This is a genomic window from Pseudoxanthomonas suwonensis 11-1 (assembly GCF_000185965.1).
GTDB lineage: Bacteria > Pseudomonadota > Gammaproteobacteria > Xanthomonadales > Xanthomonadaceae > Pseudoxanthomonas > Pseudoxanthomonas suwonensis_A.
Genome location: NC_014924.1, coordinates 2,052,046 through 2,071,855 on the forward strand (window position 1 = coordinate 2,052,046; position 19,810 = coordinate 2,071,855).

Annotated in this window: 17 protein-coding genes; 5 read left to right on the forward strand and 12 right to left on the reverse strand. The window is 70.6% G+C overall.

The genetic code is table 11. The features are described 5' to 3' along the window. The first annotated feature begins 118 nt into the window (after nt 1-118). A complete protein-coding gene (locus PSESU_RS09340) occupies nt 119-2,089 on the forward strand; it encodes a M13-type metalloendopeptidase (protein WP_013535528.1) in 1,971 nt (656 codons plus the stop codon). Nucleotides 2,090-2,155: 66 nt separating this feature from the next. Here PSESU_RS09340 and PSESU_RS09345 read toward each other — a convergent pair whose 3' ends face one another. The 4 genes from PSESU_RS09345 to PSESU_RS09360 form a co-directional block, all read right to left on the reverse strand. Further along, nucleotides 2,156-2,836 carry a rhomboid family intramembrane serine protease gene (locus PSESU_RS09345; protein ID WP_013535529.1) on the reverse strand — a complete coding sequence of 227 codons (681 nt, stop codon included), beginning with the start codon at nt 2,834-2,836 and terminating at the stop codon, nt 2,156-2,158. A 71-nt stretch (nt 2,837-2,907) separates the two neighbouring features. Next, nucleotides 2,908-3,252 carry an MGMT family protein gene (locus PSESU_RS09350; RefSeq protein ID WP_013535530.1) on the reverse strand — a complete coding sequence of 115 codons (345 nt, stop codon included), beginning with the start codon at nt 3,250-3,252 and terminating at the stop codon, nt 2,908-2,910. Nucleotides 3,253-3,344: 92 nt separating this feature from the next. Then, on the reverse strand, nt 3,345-4,466 hold the full coding sequence (locus PSESU_RS09355; protein WP_013535531.1) for an inorganic phosphate transporter: 1,122 nt from the start codon (nt 4,464-4,466) through the stop codon (nt 3,345-3,347). Nucleotides 4,467-4,478: 12 nt separating this feature from the next. Next, on the reverse strand, nt 4,479-5,105 hold the full coding sequence (locus tag PSESU_RS09360; protein ID WP_013535532.1) for a DUF47 domain-containing protein: 627 nt from the start codon (nt 5,103-5,105) through the stop codon (nt 4,479-4,481). A 241-nt stretch (nt 5,106-5,346) separates the two neighbouring features. Between PSESU_RS09360 and PSESU_RS09365 the strand changes: the two genes are divergently transcribed. Together PSESU_RS09365 and PSESU_RS09370 are read left to right on the forward strand one after the other, a co-directional pair. After that, the gene (locus PSESU_RS09365) at nt 5,347-6,657 is read left to right on the forward strand and encodes a hemolysin family protein (RefSeq protein WP_041764065.1); all 1,311 of its coding nucleotides are present in this window, start codon (nt 5,347-5,349) and stop codon (nt 6,655-6,657) included. Further along, the gene (locus PSESU_RS09370) at nt 6,641-7,282 is read left to right on the forward strand and encodes an exopolysaccharide biosynthesis protein (RefSeq protein ID WP_013535534.1); all 642 of its coding nucleotides are present in this window, start codon (nt 6,641-6,643) and stop codon (nt 7,280-7,282) included. The genes PSESU_RS09365 and PSESU_RS09370 overlap by 17 nt, the downstream gene beginning before the upstream one ends. Before the next feature lie 7 nt (nt 7,283-7,289). Here PSESU_RS09370 and PSESU_RS09375 read toward each other — a convergent pair whose 3' ends face one another. Next, the gene (locus PSESU_RS09375) at nt 7,290-9,407 is read right to left on the reverse strand and encodes a putative bifunctional diguanylate cyclase/phosphodiesterase (protein WP_013535535.1); all 2,118 of its coding nucleotides are present in this window, start codon (nt 9,405-9,407) and stop codon (nt 7,290-7,292) included. 204 nt (nt 9,408-9,611) lie between these two features. Next, nucleotides 9,612-10,415, reverse strand: coding sequence for an RNA methyltransferase (locus PSESU_RS09380; RefSeq protein ID WP_013535536.1), 804 nt, complete (start codon nt 10,413-10,415; stop codon nt 9,612-9,614). 90 nt (nt 10,416-10,505) lie between these two features. On the opposite strand from PSESU_RS09380, the gene PSESU_RS09385 reads away from it, so the two are divergent. Further along, nucleotides 10,506-11,330, forward strand: a complete 825-nt coding sequence (locus PSESU_RS09385) for an inositol monophosphatase family protein (protein ID WP_013535537.1) — start codon at nt 10,506-10,508, stop codon at nt 11,328-11,330. Between the two features lie 233 nt (nt 11,331-11,563). Here PSESU_RS09385 and secF read toward each other — a convergent pair whose 3' ends face one another. The 5 genes from secF to rlmD all read right to left on the reverse strand — a co-directional run bounded on the left by secF (nt 11,564) and on the right by rlmD (nt 17,546). After that, the gene (gene secF, locus PSESU_RS09390; protein ID WP_013535538.1) at nt 11,564-12,526 is read right to left on the reverse strand and encodes a protein translocase subunit SecF; all 963 of its coding nucleotides are present in this window, start codon (nt 12,524-12,526) and stop codon (nt 11,564-11,566) included. A gap of 16 nt (nt 12,527-12,542) precedes the next feature. After that, nucleotides 12,543-14,384 (reverse strand): protein translocase subunit SecD, encoded by a 1,842-nt coding sequence (gene secD, locus PSESU_RS09395; protein WP_013535539.1) that lies wholly within the window; start codon nt 14,382-14,384, stop codon nt 12,543-12,545. Nucleotides 14,385-14,442: 58 nt separating this feature from the next. Continuing rightward, complete coding sequence (gene yajC, locus PSESU_RS09400) at nt 14,443-14,781, reverse strand: preprotein translocase subunit YajC (RefSeq protein ID WP_013535540.1); 339 nt, start codon at nt 14,779-14,781, stop codon at nt 14,443-14,445. 170 nt (nt 14,782-14,951) lie between these two features. Beyond that, nucleotides 14,952-16,070 carry a tRNA guanosine(34) transglycosylase Tgt gene (gene tgt, locus PSESU_RS09405; protein WP_013535541.1) on the reverse strand — a complete coding sequence of 373 codons (1,119 nt, stop codon included), beginning with the start codon at nt 16,068-16,070 and terminating at the stop codon, nt 14,952-14,954. A gap of 126 nt (nt 16,071-16,196) precedes the next feature. Continuing rightward, a complete protein-coding gene (gene rlmD, locus PSESU_RS09410; RefSeq protein WP_013535542.1) occupies nt 16,197-17,546 on the reverse strand; it encodes a 23S rRNA (uracil(1939)-C(5))-methyltransferase RlmD in 1,350 nt (449 codons plus the stop codon). A 102-nt stretch (nt 17,547-17,648) separates the two neighbouring features. On the opposite strand from rlmD, the gene PSESU_RS09415 reads away from it, so the two are divergent. Then, nucleotides 17,649-18,347: an Hpt domain-containing response regulator gene (locus PSESU_RS09415; protein ID WP_013535543.1), complete on the forward strand. Its 699-nt coding sequence runs from the start codon at nt 17,649-17,651 to the stop codon at nt 18,345-18,347. Nucleotides 18,348-18,410: 63 nt separating this feature from the next. Here the strand turns inward: PSESU_RS09415 and creD are convergent, their stop codons facing one another. Continuing rightward, nucleotides 18,411-19,745, reverse strand: coding sequence for a cell envelope integrity protein CreD (creD, locus tag PSESU_RS09420; RefSeq protein WP_013535544.1), 1,335 nt, complete (start codon nt 19,743-19,745; stop codon nt 18,411-18,413). Nucleotides 19,746-19,810: the final 65 nt, after the last annotated feature.

The following is a 19,810-nucleotide window of genomic DNA, read 5'->3' on the forward strand; positions in this document are numbered from 1 at the left end:
TTCTTTTGCCGGCGTTCTGGCCCCGTTGGGAGAAGTGAAGGCTGCCTAGACGCGCGCGTCACGGGGCCTCCCGCGGCGCGTTCCTAGACTGCGGCCGACTCCCCGCACCGGTCGTCCGATGCCGCACCCGCTCCGCCCCCTGTCCCTCGCCTTCGCCCTGGCGCTGTCCCTGGCTGCCGGTGGCGCTGCCGCGCAGGCGCCTGTCGAGCCCGGCAACTCGCCGCTGGCCGCTCCCGCGCAATGCACGGATTTCTACAGCCAGGCCAATGCCTCCTGGCTGGCCGCCAACCCGCCCGCCGCCGGCCCGGAGAGCGTCCTCGGCCAACTCGTCGCGCACACCCGCCAGCAGCAGCGCGAGCTGCTCGACGAGGCGATGCGCGCCCCGCGCAACGACGTGCAGAAGCGCCTGGGCGACCTGTGGGCCAGCGGGCTGGACGAGGACGCGGTGGAAGCCGACGGCGCACGCCCGATCGCACCGCTGCTGGCACGCATCGATGGCATCCGCCGCGGCAGCGACGTGCCCGCAGTGATCGGCGAACTGCACCGTACCGGCATCCCGGTGGCCTTCAACTTCGCCCCGGACTTCGACCTCAAGGCGCTGGACCGGCACATCGGCTATTTCATGCCCGGCGGCACCGGCTTGGGCGATCCGGCCTTCTATACCCGCGACAACCCATCCAACCGCGCGACCCTCGCCCGCTACCGCGACTACGTGCGCCGGATGCTGGCGCTAACCGGCTCCACGCCGGACCGCCTGGATGGCGACGTGGATGCGGTGATCGCGATCGAGACGGCGATCGCGCGTCGATCGCCCTCGAGGGTGGCGCTGGAGAATCCGTTCCGGTCCTACGTTCCGGTGAAGGTGCGTGATGTCGCCCGGACCTACCCGAACCTGCAGCTGGACCGCTTCCTGCGCGCCCAGGGCGTCAAGGACGACGTGGTCTCCCTGCCCGACCCGACCCTGTTCGCCGAGCTCGACAGCCTCGTTGCGAAGCTGCCGCCGGAACAGTGGAAGGCCTACCTGCGCTGGCGCGTGGGCGATGCCATGGCCCCGTACCTGTCGCGTGACTTCCGTGAGGCCAGTCGCGCCTTCCGCGGTGGTGGTTCCTCGCGCGAGGAACTGGTGCTGGACGCGATCAACCTGACCGCCGGGCCGATGCTGGGCCGCGAGTACGCGGCCCGCCACCTCCCCGCCGCCACGCGCCAGCGCGCTGCCGAGGTCGCCGACCAGGTGCGACGCGCGCAGATGGCCGCGGTGGACACGGCCAGCTGGCTGGACCCGGAATCGCGTGCCGAGGCCAAGGCCAAGCTGGCGGCCGTGCAGATCGAGGTAGGCGCCCCGCGCCGCGAGCTCGACTACGCGATGCCGCCCATGGACCGCGCCAGCTTCGGCGGAAACATCCTGCTGGCCTCGGCCTGGCGGCAGCGCGAGGAGATGAAGCGGATCGGACGCGGCACCCCGGACCGCCGCTGGGACGTGCTGCCGCAACAGCCGTCGGTGGCCTACGACGCCACCCGCAACCGCCTGGTCGTCACCGCCGCGGTGCTGCAGGCGCCGGTGTTCGAGGCCGGTAACCCGGCGCGCGAGTACGGCGCCTACGGCGCCCTGGTGGGCAACCAGCTCACCCGTGCGGTCGACGCCCGTGGCGCCCTGGTCGATGCCCGGGGCGAGCTGCGCAGCTGGTGGAGCGCCGCCGACCGCGGTGCGTGGAACCTGCTTGGCCAGCGGGTGGCGGCGCAGTACGCCAACCACACCCATCCGGCCCTGGCCGGTGCCCGGGTCGATGGCGCCCGGATCAAGGAACAGGCCATCTCCGACCTGGCCGGCCTGGAACTGGCGCTGGCTGCCTGGAAGCGCGCCCACCCGCAGGCCGGGCCGGAGCAGCAGCAGGCGGTGTTCTTCGCGTGGTCGCAGCTGTGGGGCCGGCGCGAACCCGCCACCGCCGCACGTCGTGGCATGCATGCGCCGGGGCCGCTGCGCAGCAACATCACCCTGTCCAACCTGCCGGAATTCGCCGAGGCCTTCGGCTGCCGCGCAGGCCAGCCTATGCAGCGTGCCGAGACCGCACAGGTGCGGATCTGGCGCTGAGCCACGTGGCCGGCGCAACGGAAGAAGGCGCGGGTGACCGCGCCTTCTTCGTTTACGCACTTGCGGCTACTTGACCCGGCGCAGGTGGTTGGGCCGGTTTGGCGGCGGCGGGCGGCGGCCGCCACCGAACGGCGGCTGGCCGCGCCAGTAGCGGATCACCAGCCAGCCGAACAGCATGCCGCCGAGGTGGGCGAAGTGGGCCACGCCCGGCTGCCAGCCGGTCATGCCCAGCACCAGCTCGGCCACGCCGAACACGATCACGAAGGTACGTGCCTTCATCGGGATCGGCGGGAACAGCAGCATCACCCGCTGGTTGGGGAACAGCATGCCGTAGGCCAGCAGCAGGCCGAACACGCCGCCGGAGGCACCAATGGTCGGATACGGCGGGGACCCGGAGGACACGGCCCACCAGCCCACCAGCAGCTGGCACAGGCCGGCACCGGCCACGGTGACCAGCCAGTAGGTCAGGAACCGACGCGGCCCCCAGGTCGACTCCAGCGGGGCGCCGAACATGTACAGCGCCAGCATGTTGAAGAACAGGTGGCCCAGGCTGCCGTGCAGGAAGCCATAGCTCAGCAGCTGCCAGGGCTGGAAGCTCTGTGCCGGCCAGAACGGGTCGAAGCCCAGCGGCGGCCACAGCATGAAGGCCGAGAAGGTGGTGTCGCCGAGGACCAGCTGCAGCAGGAATACCGCCACGTTGGCGATCAGCAGGGCCTTGGTGACGGGAGGCAGTCGCGTCGCGAACATCCGCGGCTCCATGGATGGGGGACGGCCATCATAACGGGGACGCGTTCGCGCCCCGCCACGACGCATCCATCTCAGCCCGCGTCCGGCCCCCAGACCGCGGTATCCAGGTCGCTGTGGGCGCCGGGCTGGCGACGCACGCGTCCGCCGACCACCGCCACGCCCTCGGCGCGCAGGCGCTGGCACTGCTCGCGGAAACCCGCCGAGCCTTCCGGAAAGGCGATGCGTCCGTCGGCCCTCAACACCCGGTGCCACGGCAGCGTGCGGTCGGTGTTCTGCGCCAGCACCCGCGCCGCCAGCCGTGCCCTGCCCGGCAAGCCGGCGCGACGCGCCACCTCGCCATAACCGGCGACCTGCCCGCGCGGGATCGCGCGCACGGCGGCGAGGATGCGGGCGGCGGCGTCAATGGAATCCGGCATGGGCGAAGCTTAGCGCCGCCGTGCACCGCGTCGCCCGGGCAAAAAGGAAAGGCCGCCTTGCGGCGGCCTCCCGTACGGGCTGCGGGCGGGAATCAGGCCCAGCCCATCGCCTTCATGCCGCGCAGGAACAGCCAGGCCAGGCCGCCGGCGGCCGGGATGGTCATGATCCAGGCCCAGATGATGCGCTCGATCACGCCGATCTTCAGCGCCCGCGGGTTCTTGGCGAAGCCCACGCCCATGATCGCGGTGGAGATGCTGTGGGTGGTCGAGACCGGCATGCCGAAGTGCGCAGCCAGGGTCAGCACCGTGGCCGAGCTGGTCTCGGCGGCGAAGCCGTGGATCGGGTGCAGCTTGACCATCTTGTGGCCCAGGGTCTTGATGATGCGCCAGCCGCCGGAGGCGGTACCGGCCGCCATCACCAGGGCGCAGGTCAGCACGATCCAGGTGGCGATGTGGGTGCTGTCGTTGTCACCCGGGTGCAGGAAGGCCAGCCACGACGGCAGGTTGTCCAGGGTGCCGGCGGCTTCGGCGCCCATCAGGGTCAGGGCGATGATGCCCATGGTCTTCTGCGCGTCGTTGTGGCCGTGGGCGAAGCCCATGTACGCGGCCGAGGCGATCTGCGCCTTGCCGAAGAACGCATTGACCCAGCGCGGACGAGCCAGACGGCGCAGCACGCCGCCGGCGCGGGCCATGCCGGCGATGATCGCCCACAGCAGGAGCATGATCGCCACGCCCATGACGAAGCCGGCCAGAGGCGAGGTGACCATCGGCAGGAACACCTTCCACAGCAGGCCCTTGTTCTGCGACCAGCTGCCCAGGTGCTGCGACCAGATCAGCGCGTCCCAGTTGTTGCTGGCCGCGGCCAGGCCGGCGCCGCAGAGGCCGCCGATCAGGGCGTGCGAGGACGAGGACGGCAGGCCGAACCACCAGGTGAACAGGTTCCAGCCGATCCCGCCCAGCAGCGCGCACAGGATCACCTGCGAGCTGGCCTCGACCACGTCGGTGTTGATGATGCCGGTCGCGATGGTCGCCGCCACCGCGGTGCCCATCAGCGCGCCGATCAGGTTCATCACCGCGGCCAGCGATACCGCCGCGCCGGGCGACAGCACCTTGGTCGCCACGACCGTGGCGATCGAGTTGGCGGTGTCGTGGAAGCCGTTGATGAACTCGAAGACGAGCGCGGCCAGGATCACGACCAGCACGAGGGTCAGCATGGCAGTGGCCCGTCAGCTGTTCTTGAGCGTGATCTGGTAGACCACCACGCCGGCCTCGCGGCAGCGGTCGATGGCCTTCTCCAGGATCTCGAAGAATTCCTTCAGCAGGAACATCTGCAGATGGTCCAGGCGCCCGGAGTAGATGTCGCGGTACAGCTCGAGCATCAGCCGGTCGGCCTCGTTCTCGATCGAACGCAACTTCTCGTTGAGCACGGTCATCTTGTCCAGGTTCATGTGCCGCAGGCCATGGACCATCTCCACCACCACGCCGGCGGCCTGCTCCAGCATCGCCGCGCGCGGGGCGAAGTCGATGTGGGCCAGGTGCTGGGTGGCCAGCGAATAGCGGTCGGCGAACTTCTCGACCTGCTTGGGGATCTTGTACAGCGCCGAACCCAGGGCCTCGATGTCCTCGCGCTCCAGCGGGGTCATGAAGCTGTCGACCAGGGCCTGGCCGATCTTCTCCGAGGCGGTCCGCTCGCGCTGGCGGGCCAGCTTGAACGCATCCAGGGCCGGCTGCCGGTCGGCGGCCTTCATCATCTGGTACAGGGCCTTGGTGCTGTCGTGGGCCGCGACGGCCGCCTCGTCCAGCAGCGTGAAGAACTGCTTGCCGGAGCCGAAAATGGTCTGCAGTGAGAACATCGAATGACTGTCCTCCGCCTCGGGACGGGCGGCGATCGGGCAAATTATGACAGCCTGTGCCCCGTGCCGGTACTGCCGCGGTGCAGCAATCCGCTCCTGCGGTCCTTGCACGCCACTCTGCTATCATCCGCCGCGCGCCTCCGGGCGCACCCTATGGACGACGACCCCAGCCCCCGCTCCCGCCGCGCCCTGATGGCGCCGCGCACCCAGCCCTCCCATGCCCGCCGCGGGGTCTCCCGGCGTGGCTGAGCTGCTGATCGTTTTCGCCCTGATCCTGCTGAACGGCTTCTTCGCGATGTCGGAGATGTCGGTCATGACCTCGCGCAAGAGCCGCCTCAAGCAGCTCGCGCAGGCCAGCAAGCGCGCCGCGCGCGCCCTGTCGCTGTCCGAGCGGCCCGAGAACTTCCTGTCCACGGTCCAGATCGGCATCACCCTGATCGGCATCCTCACCGGCCTGTTCGGCGGCGAGGCCATCGGCCTGGCGATCGGCGGCTGGCTGGACAACGTGTTCCCCGCCCTTGGCCAGTACGCCGCCACCCTCGGCAAGCTGCTGGCGGTGGCCCTGATCACCTACTTCACGCTGATCTTCGGCGAGCTGGTGCCCAAGCGCCTGGCCATCACCGCCCCGGAGCGAATCGCCAGCTTCGTCGCCATGCCCATGGGCTGGCTGGCGCGGATCGCCTTCCCGTTCGTGTGGCTGCTGTCGCAGAGCACCCGGCTGGTGCTGCGCGCGGTCGGCCTGGGCAAGGACCAGGTCAGCACCATCAGCGAAGAGGAGATCCGCATGCTGGTGGCGGAGAGCCACGAGCAGGGCGTGATCGACGCGCACGAGCGCGACATGATGAACCGGGTCATGCGCCTGGGCGACCGCACCGCCGACAGCCTGATGACCCCGCGCAACCGGATCGCCTGGCTGGACGCGAACGCGCCGCTGGAAGAGAACCTGCAGGCGATGCACGAGCACCGGTTCTCGCGCTATCCGGTCTATCGCGGCAGCGACGAGGACGTGGCCGGCGTGCTGGAGGTCAAGTCGCTGGTGCTGACCGCCCACGGCCTGGACGGCGACCTGTTCCACGACCTCAGGCACACATTGTTCGTGTCAGAGTCCACCCATGCGATGAAGCTGCTGGAGATCTTCCGCGAGGAACAGCAATCGATGGCGCTGGTGGTGGACGAATACGGCGAGATCCAGGGCCTGGTCACCGTCAACGACGTGATGGGCGCGGTGCTGGGCCGCCTGCAGGCGGTCGAGCACAACGACGGCGAGGCCCTGGTGGTCACCCGCGAGGACGGCTCGCTGCTGGTAGGCGGCTCGCTGCCCGCCGACGACCTGCGCGAACTGATGGGTGGCGTCGCCCTGCCCGACCCCGAGGAAGGCGACTACCACACGCTTGCCGGCATGTGCATCGCGCACTTCGGCCGCATCCCGCACGTGGGCGAGTACTTCGACTGGGCCGGCTGGCGCATCGAGGTGGTCGACCTGGACGGTGCCCGCATCGACAAGCTGCTGCTGAGCCAGCTGCCGGTCGAGGACGATGGCGAGGCCGACTGACCCGGCTGGCCCCACCCCGGCCCGCAGCGGGCTCACGCGCCTGCTCGACGGCTTCGCGCAGGGCGATCCGGACGAACTGCTCACCCTGGACCACCTGCTCGGCGACCTGGGGCGCAGCGCCTTCGGCATGTTCCTGTTCGTGTCGATCCTGCCGGGCTTCATCCCGGTACCGGGCGCCGCCGGCGTGGTCGCCGGCCCGCTGGTGGTGCTGATCGGCCTGCAGCTGATCGCCGGGCTGTCGCGGCCCTGGCTGCCACGCTTCGTCGGTCGGCGTGGCCCGCGGCGGAGCACCCTCAACCGCTTCCGCCAGCGGATCGCGCCGTGGCTGGGACGGCTGGAACACCTGGTCCGCCCTCGCCTGCAGGGGCTGGCCGGCAACCGCGCGGCCAACGCCCTGACCGGGCTCCTGATGGCGGTATTGGGCGTGCTGCTGGCGCTGCCGATCCCGATGACCAACTACGTCTTCGCCGGCCTGCTGCTCCTGTTCGCGCTGGCCCTGCTGGAGCGCGACGGCGCCCTGCTGCTGTGCCTGTGGCTGGTCTCGGCCACCACCATCGGGGTGATGGCGGTGGTCTCGGGCGAACTGGCCGCCCTGGTCGGCCAGTGGATCGACCGCCTGGGCTGAGCCGGGCTCAGGACCGGGCGGACAGCCGCGCCAGCAGCTCGCCGGCCGCCAGCGGGTGGCCCAGCCAGTAGCCCTGGATCAGGTCGCAGCCCAGCCCGGCCAGCAGGTCGCGCTGGGCCTGCTTCTCCACGCCCTCGGCCACGACGGTGATCCCCAGCGAATGGGCCATGGCCACGATCGCGCTGGTCAGGGCCAGGTCGTCGGGGTCGCGCTGCATGTCGGCGATGAAGCTGCGGTCGATCTTCAACCCGTCCACCGGCACCCGGCGCAGGTGGCTGAGGCCGGAGAAACCGGTACCGAAATCGTCCAGCCACACCTTCACGCCACTGCCGTGCAGGCGGGTCAGCAGCACGCCGGCCTGCAGCTCGTCGCTGATCAGGGCGGTCTCGGTCAGCTCCAGGTGCAGGCAGCCGGCGGGCAGCCCGGACTCGGCCAGGCACTCGGCCACGATCCCCGGCAGTTCGCCGTGGCGGAGCTGGCGCGGCGACACGTTGACCGAAACGAACGGCGGCTCGCCGCCGCACTCGCGCGCCCAGTGCGCCGCGTCCTGGCAGGCCTGGCGCAACACCCGCGGGCCGAGCTGGTCGATCAGGCCGCTCTGCTCGGCCACGTCGATGAAGGCCGCCGGCGAGATCGTGCCCAGCTCCGGGTGCTGCCAGCGCAGCAGCGCCTCGGCACCCAGGATCCGGCCGTCGCTGGTACGGCCGATCGGCTGGTAGACCACGCTGACCTCGCCGCGCTCCCAGGCGCCGCGCAGTTCCTGCTCCATGTGCGCGCGGCGCTCGACCGCGTGGTCCATGGCCCGGCTGTAGAAGCGGAAGCCGTTCTTGCCCGCGCTCTTGGCCTGGTACATGGCGATGTCGCCGTTCTTCATCAGGCCGCTGGCGCTGCTGGCGTCTTCCGGGAACAGGGTGATGCCGATCGAAGTGCCCAGGAACACCTGGCGGCCCTCGATCTCCAGCGGGTCGCGCAGCTCGGCCACCAGCACCTCGGCCAGGCGCGTGGCCAGTGGCCGCACCTCGCGGCCCTCGACCAGGATCACGAACTCGTCGCCGCCGAAGCGGGCCAGGATCGCGTTGTCCCCGCCGTGGTCGCGCACCGCGCCGCGGATGCGGGTGGCGAACTGCAGCAGCGCGGCATCGCCGGCCTCGTGGCCGAGGGTGTCGTTGACCCGCTTGAAGTCGTCGATGTCGGCGAACAGCAGGGCCAGCTCGCGCCCGGAGCCGCGCAGCTGCGACAGCCGCTGCTCCAGGTCCTCGCGGAAGGCCAGGCGGTTGGTCAGGCCGGTCAGCGGATCGGTGTAGGCGATCTGGCGCACGTCGCGGTCGTGGCGGGCCACGCTCTCGCTCATGCGGTTGAACGCGCGTTCCAGCTCGCCCATCTCGTCGCTGCGGGCGCTGGCCCGGACCTGGACGTTGTAGTCGCCGTCCTCGATCCGGCGCGCCGAGGCGGCCAGGTCGCGGATCGGCCGTACCAGCACCCGCTGGACGTACGCGGCGATGCCCAGCACCACCGCGAACAGCAGGCCCAGCAGCAGCGCCACCCAGGCGTTCTGGCGCCGCGCCAGTTCGTCGGCCCGCTCGCGCAGGCGCTGCACGTTCTGCTCCTCGAAGCGGTGCGCGACCTCCATCGACAGGCCGACCCGGACCTGGCCCAGGCGGCGACCGTCGCGGCGCACAGGGGCGATGGCCTCGAACACCTTGTCGTCGGAACGGGTGACCACGTCGGCCACCGGCGGCGCGCCGGCCGGCGGCTCGATCACCCGCATCGGGCTGTCGCCGGGGCTGCCGGCTTCCTGCACCAGGCGGCCGTGGCCGTCGTACACCTGCAGGTAGCGGATCAGCCCGTCCTTGCCCTGCTCGCGCAGCAGCACCACGATCGCGTCCTGGTCGGCCTCGTCCAGCGGCCGCGCCAGGCTGGTGGCCAGCTGCTGGGCCAGGGTGCGGGCGCGCGCATGCAGGTGGGCGTCGATCAGCTCGTGGATCGCCGCGCGGCTGAGTTGTTCGGATTCGCGGCGCATCGCGTCCTGGCGCTGCAGGACCAGGCCCAGCAGGACCAGGACCACCACCAGCACCAGCGACATCGAGGCCAGGAACCTGGCCTGCAGTCCCATGCGCAGCTTCATCGAGCCTCCGCGCCCGGGGGCCGGCGCCGGGAGGGCGCGGCCATGGCAACGGAAGGATCGGCCTGCAGGCATGCAGCCGCAATGGCCGGCGCCGGGCCGTGCCTTACTGCACCCGGCAGCGCCCGTCGCGCGGCCAGGACCGGATAGCGCATGCTCGACAACGTGAATCCCCCCTGTGACCGGCAAAGCCTAGCCGAAAGCCGCTCAGGGCGACAGCGGCCCCTTGCCTGCCTCGTTGGCCAGCCGCGCCATGCGCTGGGCGTCGGCCAGGACGCCGCGCAGCAGGCGCACCTCGTGCACGGTCAGGCCGGTCCGCAGGAACAGCCGGCGCAGCTTGCGCATGGCCGAATCCGGGGACCTGCCCTTGTGGAAGTCGATGTCGTCCAGGGTGTCGGCCAGCTGGGCGAAGAAGCCCTCCACCTGTTCGTGGCTGGCCGGCTGGGCGTCCGGCGGCGGCGGCTCGGCCGGGGCCGGGTCGGCCGCCAGCACCGCCAGCCGTAGCTCGTAGGCCAGCACCTGCACCGCGGCGGCCAGGTTGAGCGAGCTGAAGGCCGGGTCCGAAGGGATGTGGACCGAGGCGTGGCACAGCTGCAGCTCCTCGTTGGTCAGGCCGGTGCGCTCGCGCCCGAACACCAGTGCCACCGGGCCCTCGGCCGTGGCCTGCAGCGCCCGCTGCGCCGCCGCGTCCGGCTCCAGCTGCTCCAGCTGCACCCGGCGGCTGCGCGCGGTGCAGCCCAGGACCATGCGGCAGTCGGCCACGGCCTCGGCCAGGGTGGCGTAGACCGGGGCGCTGTCGAGCACGTCCTCGGCGCCGGCCGAGCGGCGGTAGGCGGTGTCGTCCAGCGGCTTCTCCGGGCTGACCAGGACCAGCCTGGACAGGCCCATGGTCTTCATCGCCCGCGCGGCGGCGCCGATGTTGCCGGGATGCTGGGTCCCGACCAGGACGATGCGGATGTCGCCGGGGCCCGGGCCGGCAGCGTGTTGGGGCTGGATTGGGGATTCGGACATGGTGCAGATGGTAAACTGCGCGACCGGCCACGAGTGCCGGCTCGCTCTTTTAATTCGCCCGCCCCCACAGCCTTTACGGAAGCCTTTGCCATGCTCAATCCCGTCGTCAACGTCATGGTCAAGGCCGCGCGCCTGGGCGGTAACGTCCTGCTGCGCAACATCAACCGCCTGGAGTCGCTCAACGTCGTCCAGAAGCAGCGCATGGACTACGCCAGCGAGGTCGATGCCGACGCCGAGAAGGTGATCGTGAAGGAGCTGCGCCGTGCCTATCCGGACTACGGCGTGCTGGGCGAGGAAAGCGGCCATACCGCCGGCCGCAACGGCCGCCTGCAGTGGGTGATCGACCCGCTCGACGGCACCAGCAACTACCTGCGCGGCTTCCCGCACTACTGCGTGTCCATCGCCCTGGTCGACAACGGCGAGCCGACCGACGCGGTGATCTTCGACCCGCTGCGCAATGAGCTGTTCACCGCCAGCCGCGGGGCCGGCGCCGTGCTCAACGACAAGAAGATCCGCGTCGCCGACCGCAAGGACCTGGGCGGCACCGTGATCGGCACCGGATTCCCGCCGCGCGAGCGCGCCCGCGCCAGCGCGCAGCTCAAGTGCGTCGATGCCCTGCTGGCCCATGCCGAGGACGTGCGCCGCACCGGCTCGGCCGCGCTGGACCTGGCCTACGTGGCGTGCGGCCGCATGGATGCCTACTTCGAAGCCGGCGTGAAGGCCTGGGACATCGCTGCCGGCGTGCTGCTGGTGCGCGAGGCCGGTGGCCGGATCTGCGACTTCCGCGGCGCCAACGCCGCGCGCATGGACGAGCGCGGCCCGGACGGCCGCCAGATCATCGCCGGCAACGTGAAGGTGGCCGACGAGCTGCAGAAGCTGGTGGTCAACACCGGCTACGCCGCGGCGTTCAACTGAGATCCGTCTGGAAAGCCGCCTGCCCTCCGGGGTAGGCGGCTTTTTTCTTGCCCGACGTTTAGCCCCCTCTGCAATCGGGATGGCTGGGGTGCGGGATGGCAACCGCGCCGCGAGTGCGGGCCGCGCCGGGCACCCTACCCCTCCCCAACCCGTCCCCCCCGGGAGGAGGGCTTTGTCGAGGCAAAAGAAAAGCCGCCCTGGGGCGGCTTTCCAATGCGGCGGACGGCGTCCGTTTACGGACGGCGCGCCAGCTCCGCCTCGTCCTTGGCCTTGGGCAGCAGGTCCTGCTTGGTGACCTTCAGGAAGCCGAGGGTCAGCAGCGGGCAGGCCAGGAAGATCGAGGACAGGGTGCCGACGACCGCGCCGATCATCTGGCTCAGGGCCAGGCCTTCCAGCGAGCCACCGCCGTACAGGTACAGGGCCAGCACCGACAGGAAGAACACCACCGAGGTGATGATGGTGCGCGACAGGGTCTGGTTGATCGAGCGGTTGAAGATCTCGTTCGGCTCGGCGCGCAGGGTGCGGAAGTTCTCGCGCACGCGGTCGAACACCACGATGGTGTCGTTGATCGAGAAGCCCATCACCGCCAGCAGGCCGGCCAGCACGGTCAGGTCGAAGTCCAGGCCGCTCCAGGCGAAGTAGCCGGCCACGACCAGCACGTCGAACATCGTGGTCAGGGTGGCCGACACCGCGAACTTGAACTCGAAGCGGAAGCCGATGTAGATCAGGAAGCCAACGACCACGAAGATCGCCGCGTACAGGCCGTTCAGGGCCAGCTCGCGGCCCACCTGCGGACCGACGAACTCGGTACGCAGCAGGGTCGCCGGGTTCTCCGCGGTGGAAACCGCCGCCAGCACGTCCTGGGCGGTGCGGTTGTTGGCATCGGTGGTGGTCTCGCCGTCGCGCGGCTGCAGGCGCACCAGCACGTCGCTGCCGCTGCCGAAGCTCTGCACCTGCGCCCCGTCGTAGCCGGCGGCGGCCAGGCGCTCGCGCACCTGGTCGACCGGCGTGGACTGGGCGAAGCGTACCTCGACCACGGTGCCGCCGGTGAAGTCCAGTGCGTAGTTGAAGCCCTTGACGATGCCGGCGATGGAGCCGACGAACAGCAGCGCGGCGATGACGATCGCCACCCAGCGCATCTTCATGAAGTCGATGCGCGGCTCGTGGGGAATGAACGAAAGCGGGAAGATGTTCATGCGTGGGTTCCTTCCCTCAGACGGCCAGGGACTTGAGCTTCTTGCGGCGGGAATACAGCAGCACCGCCAGGGCGCGCGACACGGTGATCGCGGTGAACATGGAGGCGAAGATGCCGATCACCATGGTCACGGCGAAGCCCTTCAGCGGGCCGGTGCCGAACGCGTACAGGGCCACGCCGGCGAGGATGCCGGTGAGGTTGGCGTCGAAGATGGTGCCGGACGCCTTCTCGTAGCCGTTGGCGATCGCCGCCTTCGGCGGCACGCCGGCGCGCAGTTCCTCGCGGATGCGCTCGTTGATCAGCACGTTGGCGTCCACCGACAGGCCGATCGACAGCGCCAGGCCAGCGAAGCCCGGCAGGGTCATGGTGGCGCCGAACAGCGACATCACCGCGACCACGATCAGCAGGTTGAACATCAGCGCGATGCCGGTCAGAACGCCGAACATGCGGTAGTACACGGCGAAGAACACCAGGGTGAACAGGAACGCGTACAGCACCGCGGTGACGCCGCGCTGCACGTTCTCCTTGCCCAGGCTCGGGCCGACGATCTTCTCCTCGACGAAGTCCATCGGCGCGGCCAGCGAACCGGCGCGCAGCAGCTTGGCCAGGTCGTCGGCCTCGGTCTTCTCCAGGCCGGTGGTCTGGAAGTTCTTGCCGAACACGCCGTTGATGTTGGCCACGGAGATCACCTCCTCCTTGACCCGGAAGCTGCGCACTTCCTCGCCGTTGACGACCTTCACCTGCGGGACGCGCTCGGTGTACACCACTGCCATCGGCTTGCCGACGCTGGCGCTGGTGAAGTCGAACATGCGGTCGCCGCCGACGTTGTTCAGGGTCACGCTGACCGCCGGCAGGCCGTTCTGGTCCACCGAGCTCTGCGCGGCCACCATCTGGTCGCCGGTGACGATCACGCGCTTGCTCAGCAGCACCGGCGAGCCATCGCGGCGGTAGTACACCTTGGCCTCCGGCGGCACGCGGCCGGTGGAGACGGCGTCCATGGCATTGCCCTCGATCACCGCGCGGTACTCGAGGGTCGCGGTCGCGCCGATCATGCGCTTGGCCTCGGCGGTGTCCTGCACGCCGGGCAGCTGCACGACGATGCGCTCCTCGCCCTGGCGCTGGATGATCGGCTCGGCCACGCCCAGCTCGTTGACGCGGTTGCGCAGGGTGGCGATGTTCTGCTCGATCGCCGAACCGGCGATCTGGTTGAGCTCCGCATCCGGGATGCGCACCACCAGGCGGTTGCCCTGCAGCTCGACGTTCATCGCCGGCATCGCCTGGGCCAGGGTCGTGCGCGCCTGCTCCGGGTCGGTGCCCGTGCCCAGGGTGGCGACGATGGTGTGGTCGGGACGGCGGTCGACCGCGGTGTAGCGGATGCGCTTGTCGCGCAGGGTCACCCGCACGTCCTCGGCGTAGGCGTCCACGCGCTTCTCCAGCGCGGCGTTCTGGTCGACCTGGAGGACGAAGTGCACGCCACCCTGCAGGTCCAGGCCCAGCACCATCGGCTTGGCGCCGATGCGGTCCAGCCAGTCCGGCACGGTGGAGGCCAGGTTCAGGGCGACGGTGTAGTTCTCGCCCAGGCTGCCGCGCAGGGCGTCGGCTGCCAGGGTCTGGGCGTCGGCGTCGTCGAGGCGGACCATCAGGTTGTCGCCTTCGATGGCCACCGACTTCGGCGTCACGCCGGCGGTGGACAGCTGCGCGGAGACGCGGTCGGCCAGTGCCTGGTCAAGCGCGGCGCCGCGGCTGCCGGTGATCTGCACGGCGTAGTCGTTCTGGTAGATGTTGGGCAGCGCGTACAGCGCGCTGATCGCCAGCACCACGAGGATGACGAGGTATTTCCAGCGGGGAAACTCGAGCATTGCGGGACCCCGCGCGGCCCCGCCCCGCGGGACCACGCTCAGTGGTGGAACGGACGGATCAGGCGGACTTCAGGGTGCCCTTGGGCAGGACGTTGCCGATGGCGGCCTTCTGCACGCGGATGCGCACGTTGTCGGCGATCTCGACGGTGACGAAGTTCTCGCCGATCTCGGTGACCACGCCGGCGATGCCGCTGTTGGTCAGGACCTCGTCGCCGCGCTGCAGCTTGCCGAGCATGGCCTGGTGCTCCTTCTGCCGCTTCATCTGCGGGCGGATCATCAGGAAGTACATGATCGCGATCAGGACGATCGGGAACAGCAGCATGCTGAAGCCGCCGCCCTGCGGCGCGGGGGCCGCGGCGATGATGGCGGTCGGGCTCAGGGTGGCGAGGAGGCTCATCGGTGGTTCCTGTAGAAGGCTGAAAATAGCCGGGGATTATGCCATAGGGGCGCCCGGCCCCCATTGCAACGGGGACTGGGACCTTTTTTGGTGCTCCCGGTTCCCGGGCGCATGGCCCGGAATGCAGGGTCCCGCCCTGCCCCGCCTGGCGGCGCGGGCCGTGGCCGTCCTCAGCCGGCGCCGCGGGCGGCGTAGAACTCGCGGCGGAAGGCCTCGAACCGGCCCTGCTCGATCGCAGCGCGCATGTCGGCCATCAGCTTCTGGTAGTACCAGAGGTTGTGCAGGGTGCCCAGCATCGGCCCCAGCATCTCGTTGCAGCGGTCCAGGTGGCGCAGGTAGCTGCGGGTGTAGCCGCCGCTGCAGGCCACGCAGCCGCAGCCGGGCTCGATCGGGTCCATGTCCCGCTCGTAGCGGGCGTTGCGGATGCGCACCGTGCCGAACGAGGTGAAGTAGTGGCCGTTGCGCGCGTTGCGGGTCGGCATGACGCAGTCGAACATGTCCACGCCGCGGGCCACGCCCTCGACCAGGTCCTCCGGCCGGCCCACGCCCATCAGGTAGCGCGGACGGTCCGCGGGCAGGCGCGGGTGCAGGTGCTCGAGCATGGCGTTGCGCTCGTGCTCCGGCTCGCCCACCGCCAGGCCGCCGATGGCGTAGCCGTCGAAGCCGATCTGCTGCAGGCCATCCAGCGAGCGACTGCGCAGGTCGTGGTAGACGCTGCCCTGGACGATGCCGAACAGCGCGGCGTCGTTGCCCAGCCCGTCGTGGGCATCGCGCGAGCGCCGGGCCCAACGCAGGCTCAGCTCCATCGAGCGCCGGGCCACGTCTTCGGTGGCCGGGTACGGGGTGCACTCGTCGAAGATCATGACGATGTCCGAGTCGAGCACCTTCTGGATCTTCATGCTCTCCTCCGGCCCCAGGAACACCCGGGCGCCGTCGGTCGGCGAGGCGAAGGTCACGCCCTGCTCGGTGATCTTGCGGCGGTGGGCCAGGGAGAACACCTGGAAGCCGCCGGAGTCGGTCAGGATCGGGCCGTCCCAGCGGGCGAAGCCGTGCAGGCCGCCGTGGTCGCCGATCACGTCCAGGCCCGGGCGCAGGTACAGGTGGAAGGTGTTGCCGAGGATGATCTGCGCGCCCAGCGCCTTCACCTGGTCCGGCAGGATGCCCTTGACCGAGCCATAGGTGCCGACCGGCATGAACGCCGGCGTCTCCACCGTGCCGCGCGGGAATGCCAGGCGGCCGCGGCGGGCGGCGCCATCGGTGGTCTGGAGCTGGAACTGCAGTCGGGACATCGGATCGGGCACGGCGACGGGGCCGCATATTGTCGCCGATCGCGGGCGCCGGCGTGGCCGGTGCCCACCATGGGCCACCCTGCCCGGCCGCCACCCAGCCAGCGCTGGACCGTCAGCGCTGGGCCGTCAGCGTTCGAACAGGGCGATGCTCTCCACGTGCGCGGTGTGCGGGAACATGTCCATCACCCCGGCCGAGACCAGCCTGTAGCCGCGCTCGTTGACCAGGAACCCGGCGTCGCGGGCCAGCGAACCGGGGTGGCAGCTGACGTAGACGATGCGGTCGATGTCCTGAAGCGGCAGCTGTTTGAGCACCTCCTCGGCGCCGGAACGCGGCGGATCCAGCAGCAGGCGGTCGAAACCCTGGCGCATCCACGGCGTGCCGCGCTGGTCCTGGGTCAGGTCGGCGGCGAAGAAGCGGGCGTTGGCCAGGCCGTTGCGCTCGGCATTGGCGCGGGCACGGGCCACCAGGCCCGGATCGCCCTCCACCCCCACCACCTCGCGCACCTGGCGCGCCAGCGGCAGGGTGAAATTGCCCAGGCCACAGAACAGGTCCAGCACCCGGTGGTCGGGCGAGGTGTCCAGCATCTCCAGGGCGCGGGCGATCATCTTCTCGTTGAGGCGGGCGTTGACCTGGATGAAGTCCAGCGGCTGGAACGCCAGCTCCACGTTCCACTGCGGCAGGCGGAAGGACAACTCCGGCGCCGGCTCCTCCAGCGGATGCACGCTGTCCAGGCCCTTGGGCTGCAGGAAGATGCTGAAGCCGTGCTCGCGGCCGAACGCGGCCAGGGCGGCGCGGTCTGCCTCCGGCAGCGGCACCAGGTGGCGCACGGTCAGGGCGATGGCGTCGTCGCCGGCGATGAATTCGATCTGGGGGATGCTCTCGCGCGCCTGCAGGCCGTCGACCAGGGCCGACAGCGCGACCACCTTCATCCCGATCTCCGGGATGGTCGTGTGGCACTCCTGCAGGTCGGCGACGAAGCGCGGGTCCTGCTCGCGGAAGCCCACCAGGGTCTTGTCCTTCTTGTTGACCCGGCGCACCGAGAAGCGGCCCTTGCGGCGGTAGCCCCAGCTTCCGGCGGTCAGCGGCGGCAGCACCTCGCCCGGGTGGACCTTGCCGATACGCTCCAGGTTCTCCAGCAGTACCTGCTGCTTGGCGCCGATCTGCCTGGCCTCGTCCAGGTGCTGCAGCACGCAGCCACCGCAGGTGCCGAAATGCGGGCAGCGCGGCAGCACGCGGTCCGGCGAGGCTTCCAGCACTTCCAGGGTGCGGGCCTCGTCGAAGCGGCGGCTGCGCGCGGTCAGCTCGGCGACCACCGTCTCCCCGGGCAGCGCGCCGGCGATGAAGACGGCCTTGCCGTCCTCGCGGCGGGCGACGCCGCGGCCGTCGTGGCTGAGGTCGAGGATCTGGATCTGGAACGGGGTACGGTCGAGTCGGGCCACGTGGCGGGAGCTTCGGAACGGCAAGGGGGCGGGCATTATCCCGGAATGGGACGCCCGCGTGTCCGACGCGTGAAACCATCGCTTGCGGGCCGCCGCCGCTGCGCTAGGATGCACCGGTGCCGACAGGGAGTCAGCCGCATGGGAACGCGTCACCCGCTCACGTCTCAGGCAGCACCGCGGATCCTGCTCGTCGAGGATGACGGCATCAGCCAGGCCTACATGGAGGCGGTCCTCGAAGCCGCCCCCGCCAGCATCGACCTGGTGGCCACCCGCCAGCAGGCCCTGGCCCACGGCACCGCCGAACGCCACGACCTCTGGCTGATCGACCTCTCCCTGCCCGATGGCTCGGGCATCGAACTGCTGCAGGAACTCCAGGCGCACTGGCCCGAGCCGCCGCCAGCGCTGGCCCATACCGCCCATGCCGATCCCGCCGCCCACGCCCCGGCGCTGGAGGCCGGGTTCCGCGAGGTCCTGGTCAAGCCGCTGGGTGGCAACCAGCTGCTGCAGGCGGTCCGCACCGCGCTGGCCTCGTCCGGCAGCCTGCCCGACTGGGACAATGCCGCCGCCGCGATGGCGCTCAACCACGACGACGACAACATCAGGGCCCTGCGCCGGATGTTCCTCGACGAGCTGCCCGGCGCCCGCGAGGAAGTCCTGGCCAGCGCACGCCGCGGCGACGTCGGCGCGGTCCGCGCCCGGCTGCACCGCCTGCAGGCCGGCTGCGGCCTGGTCGGCGCCCGGCGCCTGGGCGCGGCGATCGAGTCGCTGCGCCGGGCCCCGGAGTCGCCACGGGCGCTGGAACACTTCGACCACGCCGCCCTCGACCTGCTGCGCTGAGCCGCGAAGGCCCCGGATGGCCAGGCCACCCGGGGCCGCCCTGCCCTTGCCTCTGTCCCAGCCTCAGCCCAGGGTCGCCGAGCGCTCGTACCAGTCGATCCGGCGGGTCAGCAGCATCACCGTGGCCAGCACGCCGAACAGCAGCAGCGAGCCCATCAGCAGCGCGTTGTCTTCGGACACCAGCAGGCTGTAGAGCACTCCGTACAGGCCGGCCAGCAACCCGGCGAACACCCCGGCACGCCACCAGCTGCCCAGTACGCCGGACACATACACGAACTGCAGGCCGATGCACGCCGCCGCGGAGGCCAGGTAGGCACGGCCGAAGGCGATGTGTTCGGACAGGCCCAGCAGCAGCAGGAAGAAGATCGCCAGGGCCAGGCCGACCATCAGGTACTGCAGCGGGTGGATGCGCAGCCCGCGCACCAGCTCCAGCAGGGCGAAGCCGACGAAGGTCAGGACCACGAACAGCACGCCGTACTTGCTCGCGCGGTCCACCCGGGTATGCACGTCCACCGGATCGACCAGGCTGACCGCGATGCTGTCCGTGCCCAGCGCCCGCTCCGGCTCGCCGCCACGCGCGGCCCCGAGCACCTGCGAGCGCGCGCTGCTGGCCAGCGAGGACACGCTCCAGCTGGCATCGAAGCCGTCGGAGCGCACCTCGCGCCGGGTCGGAAGGAAGTCCCCGCCGAACTGCGGGTGCGGCCAGACCGACTGCAGCCGGACCTCGTTGCTGTCGCCGACCGGCACGATCGCCAGCGAGCGGGTACCGGCCAGGCCCATGCGCAGCCGCACCTGGCCAGCGGCCAGCTGGGTCGCATCCCCGGCCAGCGGTGCCAGCCGTGCGTGCAGGCCTTCGATGCTGCCGGCCAGGTCGGCGGTGCCGGGCTCCAGCCTCGCCGCGGCGCCATCGGCTTCCAACGCCGGATGGCCGACCAGGCCGCGCACGTCGTCCACGCCCAGCACCAGGTACGGGGTGCCATAGCGGCGTCCATCGACGGCCGGCAGCGGCAGCGGCTCGAACGCCGCCTGCACGTCCGCCTGCCAGCGGAAACCGAGCACGTCGTACAGCCCGATCCTGCGCAGGTCCGGCAGCAGCTCGCCGCCGGCATGGAGCGTCGCGGGCGCCTGCACCAGGTGGCCGGACACGGTCTCCTCGCGCAGTTCGACCTTGCCGGCGACGGTGGTGTTGACCTGGCGCACCGCGGTCCAGGGTACGACCCGCAGCGGGCCGACCAGCCGCTGGGGGCCGGCCATGCTTTCGGTCACCCGCTGTTCGGCCGCATCGCGGTGGACCTGCCGGTCCGCGACCACGCCGCGGATCATCGCCAGGGGAACCAGCAGCACCAGGAACAGCGCGCCGATCGTCAGGAATCGCAACAGCAGCTTTAAGGATGTCATTGGATGCTCCGCAGTGGATACGCGGCGCATGCTGGATCCCGTGCGTGGCGGCACGATGGGGCCTG